Consider the following 16,641-nt stretch of genomic DNA (forward strand, 5'->3'; position numbering starts at 1 on the left):
CCCGATGCCCGATCACAATTACATTTTATCATATTTATACCCATTATGAAAGCTATTCATTGTTTTTTTAAAATTATTCAAATAATTATAATACCAAGTGCCATTCAATAGCGTTAACTACAAATTATGGATATTCCTTTATCTTTGGACATAATAATTTAAATTATTTCATTTGTACTCTGATTTTATGTAAATGTTTGTTAAGAAGATAAATTGATGTAATTACAAAATTTATTTAATCACTACAATTAAATAAAGATCTTTTGATCAATTTTTGTTGTGCTCGATCAAAAAATGTCCATGCAACAAAACGGCTAATTTTTTGACCTTGAGCCATAGGAATAATTTTGTATTCAGTTACAGATGATTTTTTTAACTGTTTTTTTATGTTTGTCAGTGATTCTTTTTTCGAAACCAACGAAGTAAACCATAGGCATTGTGTTTTATAGTTAACACTTTCGGCAATCATTTTGGTTATAAATGCACTTTCTCCCCCTTTGCACCAAAGTTCAGCATGTTGTCCACCAAAATTAAGTATAACTTGATCTTTTTCTGAACTTAATTTACCCAATTTTTGTAGTTTTGTATAAGCACTCGCTTGAGCCTGTTGCTTTGAATTATGAAAAGGAGGATTGCATAAAGTTGCCAAGTAAAATTCTTTCGGTTTAATAATATTTTCAAAAATAGCATCACTGTTGGGTTGTAAACGACATTGTAGGCTATTTTTTAATAATTCATTAGATTTTGCTATTAACGACGCAACCTTGAATGATGTTGGATTGATATCACTGCCAACAAATGACCAACCATACTCAGCACAGCCAATAATCGGATAAATGGCATTTGCACCAACCCCAATATCTAAAATGCTAATTCTCTTACCCTTAGGGATATTATTCTGATTATCTTGAGCTAATAAATCAGCCAAATAGTGGATATAATCTGCTCGCCCTGGTATTGGAGGGCATAGGTAGTCGTCTGGAATATCCCAATAAGAGAGTTGATAATAGTGCAATAAAAGTGCTTTGTTTAGCATCTTCACGGCAATAGGATTAGAAAAATCAATCGTTACCCAGCCATATTGGTTAGGTTTAACAAAATTAGATAATGCTGGTAAAGTTTTAATAAGTAAATCAAATGGGTAACCATTAATATGCTTATTACGATGATGTAAAACATCTTTATTAATCATTGGCGATGTTGTCTGCATGAATAATCCGATATGAAAAATTGCCAGCTATTATAGCCTTTTTACATAAATATGCGAAAATAGCCAAAGCTTTTAGGTTAAAAAAAACCCTCTACTCAAATTTTTTATTACTGTTAAACTAAATTTTATTTAAGTGTAACTAATTCGAAAATTAACTGTAGATTTGTTATAATCTGCCACTTTCAATTCACATAATAACGCAATGAAACGTCAATCCAAATTATCAATAATACCATTTATTAGTTTAATGCTAATCTCTTTTCAACTGCATGCAAGCGAGTTTAATGGGCAGGCGTTATCGTTATTTTGGGCTATCCCATTTGTTGGAATTTTGCTTTCTATCGCATTATGCCCTCTATTTTTAGCACGGCTGTGGCATCATCATTATGGCAAAATTGTTTTGATTTGGACGTTACTATTTTTAGGGTCTGCATTATTTTCTTTCGGCTTATCTACCACAATTCAATTAACAGCCCATGCCATTATTGAAGAGTATATCCCTTTTATATTATTACTGTTGGCTTTGTTCACTGTTTCTGGTGGTATCCTTATCAAAAGCGATAAAATAAGTACGCCAAAATCAAATGTTATTTTATTAGCCATTGGTGTGGTATTCGCTTCAATTATGGGAACAACTGGTGCAGCTATGTTAATGATTCGGCCATTACTGCGAGCTAATCGGCAACGACACCATTCAGTTCACACAGTAATTTTCTTTATCTTTTTAGTCGCTAATATTGGCGGTGGTTTGACGCCTTTAGGTGATCCACCATTATTTATTGGTTTTTTAAAAGGTGTGGATTTTTTCTGGACTGTTAAACATATGTTATTGCCAGTTATTTTTACATCAGGTTTATTACTTATCATCTATTATTTTATCGATAGATATTATTATGTTAAGCAATATGGCAATATTTCCCTTTCTAATAGATCAGAAGTAGTTAAATTATACGGTCTAAAAAATATCGGTTTGCTAATGGCGATAATTGCTAGTGTGCTTTTATCTGGCATTTGGCATCCAGCGATAAACTTCACGCTATTAGGATCGCAAATTGAATTAGAAAATCTAGTTCGTGATGGCCTTTTTATTGCTATAACGATCCTTTCAATACTGATCACGCCAAAACAAGTACGAGCTGGCAATGAATTTAATTGGGATCCAATCAAAGAAGTTGCCAAACTATTTATTGGTATCTTTATTACTATAGTGCCCGTTCTGACAATTTTGCGTGCCGGCAATGACGGTGCTTTGAGTTCTGTAGTATCATTGGTCACCAGTGAACAAGCCACACCAATAAACAGTATGTATTTTTGGTTATCGGGTTCATTGTCAGGATTTTTAGATAATGCACCAACTTATTTGGTGTTTTTTAATTTAGCATCCGGTAATGCAACTACTTTAATGACCACTTATGCAGACACACTATTGGCAATTTCAATGGGTTCCGTATTTATGGGGGCATTAAGTTACATTGGTAATGCACCTAACTTTATGGTTAAAAGTATTGCCACACAACATAAAATTAATATGCCAAGCTTTTTTGGTTATATGAAATGGTCAATAGGGATTTTAATTCCAGTATTTATTATTGATAATTTGGTATTTTTTGTATTGTAAATGTTCCATTGTTCGTTATGAAATATTAAGATAAATTTCAATTGCAACATTTATGAATTTGTGTGGGTAACAATGATAGGCTAACATTTAAAAACACTTTCTTTGTGCCCCCCTTAAGCATTGCACAAACGTTATTTTTTCTCTTTTATCATCTTTGCTAATATCGCTATATAAACTATAACTAAAAAATACGCGCTTCCATAATAAGTCAGATTAACTGGAGTAGTTTTTTAGTTCACGGTTAATTATTTTTTTGAACTTTGAAGGAAACAGATATACCTGAAAGTTTTGATGATAATTAAAAATGCTCTGCTATTTTGTATAAAAAAACACCCTCACCAAGCCAGAAAAACAAAAAATATCATAACTAACGTTATCAAAACAAATAAAAGTTTTAGAATTTTTATTCTATAAAAAACTTCAACTGCTTGGTATTCAGTCGCGTTCTGATGAACTTTTAAACGGAAAAATTTTAAAAATGTGAAGTTTCGCACAATTTTAATAAAAAGTCCTGCATAGCTATAATTTATAGCCAAAATATTAGGTTAGCTGTCCAAATATTAAAGGTGAGATTTCGATTTACTTTTTAGAATGTGGTGGTAAGTTTTAAAAAGAAGTGAGGTTCAAAATGATTGAGATGTTACTTGATAAAGATTTTTTCTCGTCTAGCGATCAAAATATCGCCATTGAGCCTCGAACACCACAACCTGTTTATCCTGAACATACCCATAATTTCAATGAGATCGTTATTGTAACTAGCGGATACGGTAAACACATATTGAATGGGCGACTTTTTGATTTATATCCAGGCATGATGTTTTATATTAAGGCTTCCGACTGTCATTTATACGAGAACGTTCATGATTTGCATTTGACCAATATTTTGTTTAGAGACCCTAGAAATTTTCATTTTATCAATGGGATAAACCAGTTAATCCCAAATCCTGATCCAACTCAGTCACATTACTTTTTTGATAAAAAAACTGATGAAAATATTAAATCGATTATTAAGCAATTAACGCCAAATCAATCAAATGCTATTCAGGAGAGTTTATTTTTACAATTACTTTTGATTTTTAATAATAATCTTTATGTTAATCAGGGTTCTGGTTCCTATGATAATCGCGTTAAACAACTTCTACGTTGGTTACAAATCAATTTTAAGGAGCCAATTAATTGGGCACAATTAACTGAGCAATTTTCATTATCATTACGCTCTTTTCATCGACATATAAAGAATGAAATTGGTATCACACCACAAAAATATTTAATAAAGCTACGGTTGGCTAATGCTTACACACAGTTAATTTATAGCAATAAATCCATCACAACCATTGCACAAGAGTGTGGTTTTAATGATAGTGCTTATTTTTCAACCTGTTTTAAACAAGAATTTACGTTTTCGCCACAAACATTACGTAATAATCCAGATAAACGTTATCATTAATCAATCAGGAATAGTCTATGGAAAGATGTTTGCGTTTATTTAAACAAGATTATTTTATTTCGGAGATAAATACTGTTACTGTCGAAAGACGTGATCATCAACAACCCTTTCCTTTGCATAACCACGATTTTAATGAAATTGTAATTGTGTGCTCTGGTAACGGTCTGCATCATTGGAATGATTACGTTTATCCTATTACCAGTGGTGATATTTTATATATTAATCCGAAAGATGTGCATGGCTATGAATCTGTTAATGACCTTAGATTGGATAATATTTTATATTTGAGAGAATCACTATTTTTATCATCCACTATTGAGTCTTATTTACCTAAAGTGACTGCTAGACATAATGAACGTTCTTGGCGTATTCAACCTTCATCCCTTAAACTTTTATCACCACTTATTGAACAGTTAGATGTTGAGTCTAAGAAAAACAATTTAGCCTCCGTTCATTTATCTGAGGCTCTGTTTTTGCAGTTGGTTATTTTGTTAGATCGGATTAAACAAGCTCCAACGGTAGCTCTACCTACTGCTACCCATCAATTAGATTTATTGTTCACAGCTCTTCATAACAGTATTGCAACGCCATTTAATATTGATGTTTTTTGCAAAGAAAATCATATCGCAAGCCGTTCACTTAGTCGCTTATTTAAAAGTCAAACAGGGATGACTATTACTGGCTACTTACAAAAAAGACGTCTATGTGATGCAATGTCTTTACTTAGAACTACTGATTATTCGATTAGTATGATTGCGGCAGAATGTGGTTATGATGATAGTAACTATTTTTCATCTGTATTTAAAAAGCTGACCGATCAAACTCCTTCCGAATATCGAGCTAAATTTAACGATAAAAGGGAGTAATTAAGAACGTCTAAACAATCAGTATATTTAATTGACTCTCTTTTAGATCACTAAAAGAGAGTAATGTTTTATGCTAAATAAAAGACTTCGGTTAATGGCTCACTAATCGGGCTGTTATCAGAATTGCTTGGCATGATATCTTTCATAAATGCCCACCATTTTTGACAAGCAGCTGTCTTAGCTACAGCATCCCAACGTTCTTCAGATTCAATTTCGACATAGGCAAAAAGTAGATTTCTTTTGCAGTCTAAAAAAATTGAGTAATTGTGAGCTCCATGAGCTTTGAGTTCCTTCATTAAGTCAGGAAATATTTCATCATGCCGCTTCTTATACTCTGCATGTTTATCAGGATGAACCTGCATAATACTCGCTTTTCTTATCATAACAATTCCTTTTTACTTGAAATAGGTTAACTTTGTGTTTAACCTATTTCACTTTCATTGTGTCATTTTTATTGGTAAACAGAATGATATAGTTGCTCAATTTCTCTTACGTTAGTATCGCGAGGATTACCTCCGGTACAAACATCATCAAAAGCAGCTTGGGCTAGCGCAGGAATATCATCTAATTTTACGCCGATCTCTTTTAATGTTGCAGGAATACCGACATCAATGTTAAGTTGTTTAACTGCATTAACAGCAGCTTTTCTAACTTGTTCGATAGTCATGTTTTCCGTCGCAGCTACCCCCATTGCTTTAGCGATATCGCGATATTTATCACCAGTAAATTCAGCATTGTAAGCCATTATATGAGGTAAAAGGACGGCATTAGCCACACCATGAGGTGTACCATAAAAAGCACCGAGAGGATGTGCCATTCCATGAACTAATCCTAAGCCCACATTTGAAAAACCCATACCTGCGATATATTGCCCTAATGCCATGTCTTCACTACCCTTTGCGACCCCTCTTACCGAGTCACGTAATGAGCGAGAGATAACTTCAATTGCTTTAAGATGAAACATGTCTGATAGTTCCCAAGCACCTTTGGTTATATAACCTTCAATTGCGTGAGTTAAAGCATCAACACCCGTTGCTGCTTTTAAACTAGCAGGCATACTTGTCATCATATCTGAATCAATAATTGCAACAGCCGGAATATCGTGTGGATCAACACAGACAAATTTACGTTTATTTTCTTCATCTGTGATTACGTAATTAATGGTGACTTCAGCAGCTGTACCTGCTGTCGTAGGAATTGCGATCGTAGGTACTGCTGGTTTTTTAGTTGGCGCAACGCCTTCAAGACTACGAACATCCGCAAATTCTGGATTATTGATGATAATACCGATAGCTTTTGCGGTATCTTGCGGTGACCCACCACCAATCGCAATCAAATAATCTGCACCAGATTGTTTGAAAACTTCAACCCCTTTTTGAACAATACTAATGGTTGGATTTGGCATGACTTCATCAAATACTTGATAAGAAAAACCATTGTTATCTAGTAATTGTGTTACTTTAGTTGCTACTTTGAATTTGATTAGATCTTTATCCGTAACTACTAACGCTTTTTTAAAACCACGTTTTTTAACTTCATCTACGATTTGACTGATTGAGCCTGCACCAAAATAAGATGTTTCATTTAAAATCATTCTATAAGCCATAATGTTTTCCTTTTAATTAACTAGTCATTCCTAAACCAACAATATTGGCAGCAACAATGATTACTAAACAACCAATACAAAGAATACGTACTGGTTTTTTACCGGTACCAAACCACTCTTTTAGTGCTAAACCAACAATCCCACCACAAAGTACATAGAAACTCATATGTAACATCCAACTCATAAAGCCATATTCTGTTGGAATATTTGCATGCCCCCAAGCATAGAAGAAGAATTGGAAATACCACATTGCACCACCTAAGATAGCAAAAAGAATATTGCTAATTAATAAGGCTTTGGCAACAGAGATATCTTTTTTGAAGGATAAGTCTTTTTTAACGCAGAGTCGACTTATACAGAAACCGAGATTAATAATTGCCCCCCCACCCATGATAATGACATAACTTGGAAGTGCCACGTATAAATGATCCACTCCAAGCTCAGCCGCTTTTTCATGCATAGGTACTGCTGCGCTCATAGCAAATGACATACCAGCCGAGAAAATACCACACATGATGGCAAGAAGAAGACCTTTCTTTAAGTTAAAATCTTCAACTTGTACACCTAACGTTTTTTCTTTCAATAAGCCAGCGTAAGTTACTATAGCAACCCCAATAACAGCAACGACTACGCCTAATAATGTCATTTTACCGCCTGTCGAGGCTAATAATTCACCGAATTTACCTTGCAATATTGGAGTCATGAGAGTGCCGACGATTAAGGTTATTCCAATTGCAATACCTATTCCCATCGACATACCTAAATAACGCATTGTTAGGCCATAACCAATATTACCGACTCCCCACATTGCGCCGAATAAGAAGACCGGAATTAATATGTCTGAACCAAATGAACCATAATAAGCCCAAAAGTCTGGTAATAAAAAATAACTTATTGACCATGGTAATATAATCCAAGAAAATAACCCTGCGATTGACCACATGGTTTCCCATGACCAATTTTTTACTTTTTTAAGTGGTGCGTAAAAACAAGCAGCAGAAGCAGCACCAACAAAGTGCCAGAATATGCCTAAAATAATTGAACTACCCATATCCTTATCCTTATATTTTTATTAGCAATTTTTACTGTTTTATAGCATCTTCCATTGGAGTGACACCAAAACGCTCAGCTAACAATCTAAACTCTTCCGAGGTGATAGTTTGACGTTTTCCTCCCATTGATAACACTTTGACTAAAACTTCTGCCGATTTTTCAGCTGTATCAATTAAGCCAAAAGCTTCATCTAAGGTTGGACCTGTTCCAAATACACCATGAAAAGCCCATAAAACTAAACTATGTTTTGCCATCTGTTTTGCAGTGGCATAACCAATCTCGTCTTTACCCGGAACCATCCAAGGCACAACACCAACACCATCAGGAAATACAACTAAACATTCGGTACTCATTTCCCACAGCCATCTGGTTATTACCGCAGTATCAAGTTCTAGGACATATGTTAAAGCAATTAAATTAGTTGCATGACAGTGCATGATGACCCTATCTTTTCCTTGACTTTGCTCAATTCTTACAATATGAGATTGAAGATGAGCAGCTAGTTCAGAAGTCGGTAAACCACCATTTATCAATCCCCACATAATGTAATAACCTTTGCCCTGTTCATCGATTTTAACAATAGCTAACGTATCAGCAGGATCTAATATGACATTGCGGAAATATTTACCGGAACCAGTGACAATAAAGTACTGGTTAGCAAGTTTAGTGACATCTTGCGTCAAAGATACATGACGTGGTTTTTCATAAAAATCATTTTGAAAAGAGATCACATCACTTTCAAGTAATCTTAAACTGACATTACCACCATTACGCTCATCCCAGCCTTTAAGCCACATATCGTAAGTGGCTTTGATCATTCCTTTTACAAACCAAGAAGAAAGAATCTGTTGCATTTTATGTTCCTTAAGATCGTTTAGTTAAGACAGTTGTTTCATATTGACGAACCTCATCTAACCATTGGCTACCAACTGGGACTTCATTCAATAAACAGTACTGATCCCAAACTGCTTGCCATGGTAATGATTTTTGTTCTTCTAGTAATGCTAGCCGTGAGGTAAAATCACGATCATGCTCATATTTTTTTAATCTTTCTGTTGGTTCTAATAATGCTTTTAATAAGCATTTTTTCATATTACGAGTACCAATTACCCATGCTGCAATACGGTTAATAGAAGCGTCAAAGAAATCTAGACCAATATGCACACGGTCAAATAGTTTGTTTCGAATGATTTCACTTGCAATATTTTGTGTTTCATCATCAAAAAGCACCACGTGATCACTATCCCAACGTACAGGGCGGCTAACATGAAGTAATAGATGTTCAACAAACGGCATAACTGCAGAAATTTTGTCGGAAATCACTTCCGTTGGATGGAAATGCCCTGCGTCTAGACATAATGCAGTTTTACGTGATGTCGCATAAGCTAGATAAAATTCATTTGAACCAGCAGTATAAGATTCGAGACCAATACCAAACAATTTACTTTCAACCGCATCAATATGATATTTTGGGTCAATTTTTTCACGAATAATTTCATCCAATGATTCAACTAAATGTTGTCTAGGACTAAATTTGTCGACAGTAATATCTTTCATACCATCAGGTAGCCAGATATTCATAACAGAAGGTGTACCTAATTCTTTACCAAAATATTCTGATACTTTACGACATGCTTTGCCGTGTTCTATCCAGAATTGTCGAATTTCTGGATTAACATGGGTTAAAGTGCCTTCATTACTTAAAGGATGTGAAAAATAAGTTGGATTAAAATCTAAACCGATTTGATGTTTTTTAGCCCATTTGACCCAATTGGCAAAGTGTTCCGGTTTAACTTCATTACGATCGACTTTTTGATCTGATTCTAAATAAGAAGCATGTAGATTTAGTCGTTTAGGGCCTGGTATAAGGCTAAAGGCTTTATCTAAATCTGCTCTTAATTCATCAGCTGTACGAGCTTTACCTGGATAATTACCAGTTGCTTGAATACCACCAGTTAATTCACCTTCTTGCTTTTCAAAACCACCAACATCATCCCCTTGCCAGCAATGAACTGAAATCGGTAATTTTGCCATTGCTACTATTGCAGCATCTGTATCTACCCCAATTTCAGCAAATCTTGCTTTAGCGATCTGATAAGCATTTTCAATTGTGCTCATGTAATACTCCTTAATTAATATAAAAATTTTCATTAAAATTTGGTTGATAAAATTTAGTGTCAAAATTCTGTGAAATTAACTGTCTTAATGCATCAATATCCGCAATTTCACCTAATGAAATTAACTGATAGCCAACATTTCCTAATGCCGAAGATTCAATAGGCCCAGCGGTGACATTAACATTGCATAAGTCAGCACATAACTGGTTTAAAAAAGCATTTTGACAACCTCCACCGACAATGTGTAATGTCTTAATAGGATTACCACTCAGTGTCGATAATTCGTGTAATACATCTCGATATAAATGAGCTAGACTGTCAAAAATACATCTGACTAATTGAGGAAGGTTTTCAGGAATTTGACCACTGCTTTCTAAACAAACCTGTTTGATGGTTTCTGTCATGGAGTCCGGATTTAAAAATCTTGGATCATTGGGATTTATAAGAAACGTAAAAGGTTGTTCTTGTTTTGCCGATGCGATTAACTCAATAATATCTTTAACATTATTTTCAGCACAAACCCGTTGAAATAACCATAATCCCATGATGTTTTTTAATACTCGATAATTACCATCTACACCACCTTCATTGGTAATGTTGGCTTTTAATGCTTGTTTGCTTATCAGTGGTTGTTTTGATTCCAATCCCATTAATGACCAAGTACCCGAACATAAATAAGCACTATGTAAATTGATGATTGGTGCAGCAATAACCGCACTAGCAGTATCGTGACTTGCGACTGCAATTACAGGGATATGATCTCCCTTGGCACTTTTCCAATATCCAACTTGATTTCCAGGCTTACTGATATCACCAAACCATTTACGTGGTATACCAAGATAATCAAGTAAGTCTTTATCCCAATCTTGAGTCGTTACATTGACAAGTTGTGTGGTGGTTGCATTGGTGTATTCTCGATTTAATACACCGGTTAATCGATAAATCAGATAATCAGGAATCATGACAAAATCGGTTACTCGTGATAACCATTCTGGTGATTCAAGCATCATTGCCCTAAGTTGATAAAGTGTGTTAAAGGTTAAAAACTGAATTCCAGTTTTTTGATAAATATTTTCTAGACCAATGTCATCTTGTACTTTTGACATAATGTTGTCAGTACGATGATCTCGATAAGAGTAAGTAGGGCCGACAATTTGACCTTGTTTATCAAGCAACACATAATCAACCCCCCATGTATCAATACCGATACTATCGAGTTTGATATCTTTTTGAATAATTTTGTTTAATCCGGTTATGATTTCTTGTTCTAAGTACATCAAATCCCAACAAAAATTTTTACCGTCACTTTTATATCCATTACTAAATCGATGTATCTCAGTTAGTGTTAATTTTCCTGTTTGAGATCGATAACTCGACAACATGACTCTGCCGCTTGATGCGCCTAGATCGATTGCAGCAATATATCTATTTGCCATTATAACTACCCTCATTTTTACTAATGAAGAGAGTCTAGTGAACTATTTTGATTTACACTTTTAATCGATGGCCATTGTTAAATAAGTTTGGCAAAATTTTTAAAACGCTTGTGATCTGTACCACAAAATAAGAATAAAGATGGTGTTTTTATACTTTCATAACAAATATTGATATAATGGTTCATTTAGTAAATAAATTGAGAGCTATTTATGTTAAATCAATTAAAAGCAATAATTCAGTATCTTTTACCTAAACAGTTATTAACCGTTATATTTGGTTGGTTAGCTAATAAACGTTTAGGGAAAGTCACCACATGGATGATTATTGGCTTTTGTAAGCTATACAAAATTGATCTAAGTGAAGCGAAGTTAACTGATGCTAAAGATTATCCAACATTTAATGACTTTTTTGCTCGTGAACTCAATGAAGATGCGAGACCTATTGATCCTTCAGAAAGTTCAATTGTCATGCCGGCAGATGGTGTAATTAGTCAATTCGGTAGTATTCAAGATAATTTATTGTTACAAGCTAAAGGCCATTTTTACTCATTAGAATCTCTGCTTGCTTGTCATCCAGATATGATAAAATTTTTTAAAAATGGCTCTTTTGCTACCACATATTTATCACCTAAAAACTATCATCGTTTTCATATGCCTTGTGATGGTATATTACGTGAAATGATTTATGTACCAGGCTCTCTATTTTCAGTTAACCAAGCTACAACTGAAAGTATTCCAAATATTTTTGCCCGAAATGAACGAGTAATTTGTTTATTTGAAACTGAATTTGGACCAATGGCACAAATTATGGTGGGCGCGACTATCGTTGGTAGTATTGAATTAAATTGGGAAGGTATAATTACTCCACCTCGTGATGGTGTAATGAAACGTTGGACATATGCTGGTGAGGTTAAGTTAACAAAAGGTCAAGATATGGGATGTTTTAAATTAGGCTCAACTGTCATCACCTTATTTGCCTCCAACGCAGTTGAATTTGATAGCCATTTAAAACATGGAGATATCACCCGTGTAGGTCAAAAACTAGCCGAAAGGATCTAACGTTATGTTAATGCGTGGTTTTTTGTGTTGGATATTACTTGCTATTTCATGCTTTGCTGTAGCTGAAGAATCAATACCAGTTATTGATAATGAAGATCAACTTGCAGAAGTGATTACTAAACTCGATGAAAAGAATGAAGATCTTCGTCAGAATATGGAGTACCAAAAAACACATTTAACCAGCATTATTAATGAACAAAATAATATTAATACCCAAATTTCACATGTTCAAAATACCCTTGCAACCCTTGCAGAACAAGGTGAATGGTTAAGTTTTTCAACGGCGTTAGGTGAAACTCTGCGCCAACAACTATTGCGATTACCAGAAAAACCTAAGTCACAACCACTTGATGCTGAAATCGCTGAAGCAAAAGTTCAACAACTTAATTATTCAAATACCTTAAACGGATTAGAGAATTACCCAACATTAAGTATTCCTCTTAATAATCTTAAATCTGCCAGCCAATATCGACGATTATTACGCGAACAAAGCGAACTACTTAAAACATTAATTTCAGGGACCGATACCACGATCCTTGAATTAACTAAATTAAAAATTTCCAATAAACAATTAACAAATGCCATTGATGAAGTTAATGATGCGGCGCATCGTTACTTCTTTTGGGTTGCTGATGTTAACCCTATTTCACTTAGTTTTCCTTTAGACTTAGCCAAAGATGTGGTTTATGTCACCGTTTCAATTGATACACTATCACAACTCTACAATGCTAGTTTAGAAGTGCTTAGCGCACCAAAACCACTATTCTTTTTAGTATTATCAATAATGTTTGTATATGTGCATTTTAAAATGCGTGGCAAATACAACACATTTTTAAATAAATCAGCTACTCGAGTCGGTAAAGTCACCCAAGACAGTTATTCTCTGACTTTAAAAGTCATTATTTTTTCATTGATAATGGCATTACCTGTACCTATTTTGTGGGCCGCATTAGGTTATGCACTACAAATTAATTGGGATTACCCTGTTGCAGTTGCTTTAGGCTATGGTGTCAATGCCGCAGCACCTATTTTATGGGTATTCATTATTACGGCACACTTTGCTTCCCCAAATGGATTATTTATCACTCACTTTGGTTGGGCAAAACAAAATGTTCGTCACGCAATGAAATACTATCAACTATCTGTTTGGGTCGTCATCCCATTAGTTGTCATTGTGATGAGTTTTGATCAGTTTAGTAATCGCCAATTTGCTGCAACTATTGGTCGTATAGCCTTTATTATTCTCTGTTTTGCTTTAGTATTTATGACTAATTCAATTCATAGAGCTGGCGTCCCTCTTTATATTGATAAAAAAGGTTCAGGGGATAATTTATTAAGTCATATTTTGTGGTTTATGCTATTAAGTGCACCTTGGCTAGCCATCATTGCTGCTTGTTTAGGTTATTTGTCGACAGCAGAAGTTTTACTAGGCAGATTAGAAGCCTCAGTCATAATCTGGTTTGGCTTATTAGTTATTTATTTTATGATTCGTCGTTGGATGTGGATACAAAAACGTCGTATTGAATTCGAACGGACTAAACAGCGCCGATTAGAACGAATGCAACGCGCCAAAGGCATAGAAGAAGATATAACTGCAATCAATGATAATGTTGATGAACCTATTATTGATTTAGATGCGATTAGTGCTCAGTCATTACAATTAGTCAGATCGATTATTATGCTAATAGCCTTAATTAGTATGATCTTACTTTGGTCTGAACTTCATTCGGCTTTTGCTTTTATGAATAATATAAAGCTTTGGGGCACAAGTACCATTATCAATGGTACTGAGATTGAACAACATATCACGCTTGGTGCGGTATGTATCGCTATTTTAGTCATGACAATTACTGTTCAATTGGTTAAAAATTTACCAGCATTACTTGAGTTAGGCATTTTACAACATTTAGATTTAGCGCCGGGTACTGGATATGCGATTACAACGGTATCGAAGTACATTATTTTGATGATAGGTTGTATGATTGCTTTTTCATTCATTGGTATAGATTGGGCTAAAATTCAGTGGTTAATTGCTGCACTTGGTGTTGGTTTAGGTTTTGGCCTACAAGAGATCTTTGCTAATTTTATTTCCGGTTTAATTATTTTGTTTGAAAAACCAGTGCGGATTGGTGATACCGTTACGATTCGAGATTTAACCGGTAATATCACTAAAATTAGTACACGAGCTATTACAATTGTCGATTGGGATCGTAAAGAAATTGTCATGCCTAATAAGGCGTTTATCACAGAACAATTAGTCAACTGGTCCTTATCCGATTCAATAACTCGTATAGTATTAACCATACCAGCAACCATTGATGCGGATAGTGAACTGGTTATGAAACTTTTACAACAAGCTTGTGAAGATTGTGAATTTGTACTTAACGATCCAGAACCACAAGTCTTTTTAGTTGATATTCAAGAAGGAATCCAACTGTTTGAATTACGCGTATTTGCGGCAGAAATGGGACATCGAATGAAACTACGCAGTGCCATACATAAACTCATTTTAGATGCTTATCGACGTCATAACTTGACCTTACCATTTCCACCACTACAAACGAACTTAGAAGCGCTTGGTCGTAAAAGTGGCCGCCGAAGTTACACTATTGGCACTGTTTAGCCAAAAATTGTTTCTAACCATGGCACCCCAAAAGCTCCCGGTGCCAATAGGACAAATGCCCAAATAGGAGCAGAAGCCACATTGGCAATATTGAATTTTGTTGCTGGCATATGCATGGTGCCAGCAATCAAAGGAACTACTGCTCGCAAAGGACCAAAAAATCGTCCAATAAACACTCCAAATGTCCCATAACGCTGAAAAAACTGTTCAGCACGAAACACCATTTTCGGGTATTTATTCAATGGCCATGAAGCAATTACCTGTTGATGATAATGTTTGCCTAACCAGTAAGAAATTAAATCGCCAATAATAGCTCCTAACGATGCAGCAATCAAAACTGGAACAAACGAAATCACTCCAGTTCCAATCAAAGCTCCGGCTCCTAATAAAATTGCTGTAGCAGGAACTAGTAAAGAAATGATAGCCAATGATTCACCAAATGCTAATAAAAAAATAATTGGCAGAGACCACACTTGATGAGTTTCAATAAACTGCATAATCGTATGCGTAATTTCATTTAATGACATAAAGTTGCCTCGCATAATCATTTTGGATAGGCTTTATTCTAACACAACAAATATATGATAATTCTAATGGGATTAACCATTGGTAGAATCTTACAAAATCAACTAATCTAAATATTGGGCTTTTTATTGATACTAAGCTAAGTTATTATATTTAAAATAATAGATAGATTCAGTCATACAATTATTACGAGATAAACCATGACAGTGGGCATTAAAAACTTTAATGTAAATAAATTTAAACATGGTCAATTACAACCATCAGAAGATGATACCGTAGCCACAGAAAAGCCAGTGGCGCTAATTTATAATGGTATTTCTCATGTTGTCATGATGGCAACCCCGAAAGATCTCAATTATTTTGCTATTGGCTTTTCATTAACTGAAAAAATTATAGAATCAGTTAGTGAAATTTATGGCATTGATATTATTGAAACAGTACAAGGTATTGAAGTCCATATTGAACTATCGTCAAGACGGTTTATGCAATTAAAAGAAAAGCGTCGCAATTTAGCCGGTCGTACTGGTTGTGGTATTTGTGGCACAGAACAAATAGAGCAAGTTTGTCAATTTATTCCCCCTCTTTTATCAAACAATAAAATCCGTTTATCTGACTTTCATCATGCTCTTGATTATCTAACTAAAGTACAAACTGTTGGAGGACAAACCGGTTGTACACATGCGGCTGTATGGTTGGATTTAACCGGTAATTTTATTGCTGGATTTGAAGATATCGGCAGACATGTTGCATTAGATAAATTGTTAGGTTATCGAGAAAAAATACAACAAGAAACTAAACAAAACATACAAGGAATAATTCTTGTTTCAAGCCGGGCTAGTTATGAAATGGTACAAAAAACAGCTCGTTGTGGCGTAGAAATTTTATTTGCCGTATCCGCCGCAACGACAATGGCAATTGAACTAGCTAAACAAAGTAATTTAACCTTAGTTGGTTTTTTTAGAAACACCCAAGGAGTAATTTATACCGATAGTCAACGAATCAATGAGAAATAATCTATCAATAGTAAATTTAGACTAAACAATGATTTTACATGACCAATAAAATAATTAAATATTTATTA

The 16,641-nt window shown here is 34.6% G+C and carries 12 protein-coding genes and 2 pseudogenes; 6 read left to right on the forward strand and 8 right to left on the reverse strand.

What is annotated here, in order from left to right; all coding sequences use genetic code 11:
- Positions 1 to 235 precede the first annotated feature (235 nt).
- Positions 236 to 1,210 carry a 23S rRNA (adenine(1618)-N(6))-methyltransferase RlmF gene (rlmF, locus tag B6C99_RS11905; RefSeq protein ID WP_086360027.1) on the reverse strand — a complete coding sequence of 325 codons (975 nt, stop codon included), beginning with the start codon at positions 1,208 to 1,210 and terminating at the stop codon, positions 236 to 238.
- A gap of 202 nt (positions 1,211 to 1,412) precedes the next feature.
- Here rlmF and B6C99_RS11910 point away from each other — a divergent pair, with 202 nt between their 5' ends.
- The 3 genes from B6C99_RS11910 to B6C99_RS11920 all read left to right on the forward strand — a co-directional run bounded on the left by B6C99_RS11910 (position 1,413) and on the right by B6C99_RS11920 (position 5,141).
- Complete coding sequence (locus B6C99_RS11910; RefSeq protein ID WP_086360028.1) at positions 1,413 to 2,828, forward strand: sodium:proton antiporter; 1,416 nt, start codon at positions 1,413 to 1,415, stop codon at positions 2,826 to 2,828.
- Positions 2,829 to 3,456: 628 nt separating this feature from the next.
- The gene (gene rhaS, locus B6C99_RS11915; RefSeq protein ID WP_086360029.1) at positions 3,457 to 4,275 is read left to right on the forward strand and encodes an HTH-type transcriptional activator RhaS; all 819 of its coding nucleotides are present in this window, start codon (positions 3,457 to 3,459) and stop codon (positions 4,273 to 4,275) included.
- A gap of 17 nt (positions 4,276 to 4,292) precedes the next feature.
- Positions 4,293 to 5,141: a helix-turn-helix domain-containing protein gene (locus tag B6C99_RS11920; protein WP_065613338.1), complete on the forward strand. Its 849-nt coding sequence runs from the start codon at positions 4,293 to 4,295 to the stop codon at positions 5,139 to 5,141.
- Positions 5,142 to 5,209: 68 nt separating this feature from the next.
- Here the strand turns inward: B6C99_RS11920 and rhaM are convergent, their stop codons facing one another.
- The 6 genes from rhaM to rhaB all read right to left on the reverse strand — a co-directional run bounded on the left by rhaM (position 5,210) and on the right by rhaB (position 11,353).
- Positions 5,210 to 5,524, reverse strand: a complete 315-nt coding sequence (gene rhaM / locus B6C99_RS11925; RefSeq protein ID WP_086360030.1) for an L-rhamnose mutarotase — start codon at positions 5,522 to 5,524, stop codon at positions 5,210 to 5,212.
- Positions 5,525 to 5,592: 68 nt separating this feature from the next.
- Complete coding sequence (gene fucO / locus B6C99_RS11930; protein WP_086360031.1) at positions 5,593 to 6,747, reverse strand: lactaldehyde reductase; 1,155 nt, start codon at positions 6,745 to 6,747, stop codon at positions 5,593 to 5,595.
- A 16-nt stretch (positions 6,748 to 6,763) separates the two neighbouring features.
- The gene (gene rhaT, locus B6C99_RS11935) at positions 6,764 to 7,798 is read right to left on the reverse strand and encodes an L-rhamnose/proton symporter RhaT (protein WP_065579280.1); all 1,035 of its coding nucleotides are present in this window, start codon (positions 7,796 to 7,798) and stop codon (positions 6,764 to 6,766) included.
- Between the two features lie 31 nt (positions 7,799 to 7,829).
- Entirely contained in the window at positions 7,830 to 8,654 is an 825-nt protein-coding gene (gene rhaD, locus B6C99_RS11940) for a rhamnulose-1-phosphate aldolase (RefSeq protein WP_086360032.1), read from the reverse strand.
- Positions 8,655 to 8,664: 10 nt separating this feature from the next.
- Positions 8,665 to 9,918, reverse strand: coding sequence for an L-rhamnose isomerase (locus B6C99_RS11945; protein ID WP_086360033.1), 1,254 nt, complete (start codon positions 9,916 to 9,918; stop codon positions 8,665 to 8,667).
- A 10-nt stretch (positions 9,919 to 9,928) separates the two neighbouring features.
- Complete coding sequence (rhaB, locus tag B6C99_RS11950; protein WP_086360034.1) at positions 9,929 to 11,353, reverse strand: rhamnulokinase; 1,425 nt, start codon at positions 11,351 to 11,353, stop codon at positions 9,929 to 9,931.
- A 210-nt stretch (positions 11,354 to 11,563) separates the two neighbouring features.
- Here rhaB and asd point away from each other — a divergent pair.
- Both asd and mscM read left to right on the forward strand, forming a co-directional pair.
- Positions 11,564 to 12,409: pseudogene (gene asd, locus B6C99_RS11955) on the forward strand (archaetidylserine decarboxylase); the annotation flags it as partial.
- A gap of 94 nt (positions 12,410 to 12,503) precedes the next feature.
- Positions 12,504 to 15,035: pseudogene (mscM, locus tag B6C99_RS11960) on the forward strand (miniconductance mechanosensitive channel MscM); the annotation flags it as partial.
- On the opposite strand, the gene B6C99_RS11965 reads toward mscM, so the two are convergent.
- A complete protein-coding gene (locus B6C99_RS11965) occupies positions 15,032 to 15,562 on the reverse strand; it encodes a DedA family protein (RefSeq protein ID WP_086360037.1) in 531 nt (176 codons plus the stop codon). The pseudogene mscM and the gene B6C99_RS11965 sit on opposite strands and share 4 nt — an antisense overlap.
- Before the next feature lie 198 nt (positions 15,563 to 15,760).
- Here B6C99_RS11965 and fdhD point away from each other — a divergent pair, with 198 nt between their 5' ends.
- Positions 15,761 to 16,573 carry a formate dehydrogenase accessory sulfurtransferase FdhD gene (fdhD, locus tag B6C99_RS11970; RefSeq protein ID WP_086360038.1) on the forward strand — a complete coding sequence of 271 codons (813 nt, stop codon included), beginning with the start codon at positions 15,761 to 15,763 and terminating at the stop codon, positions 16,571 to 16,573.
- The last annotated feature ends 68 nt before the right edge of the window (positions 16,574 to 16,641 follow it).

The sequence above is a fragment of the Gilliamella sp. N-G2 genome (assembly GCF_002142215.1).
Taxonomy (GTDB): domain Bacteria; phylum Pseudomonadota; class Gammaproteobacteria; order Enterobacterales; family Orbaceae; genus Gilliamella.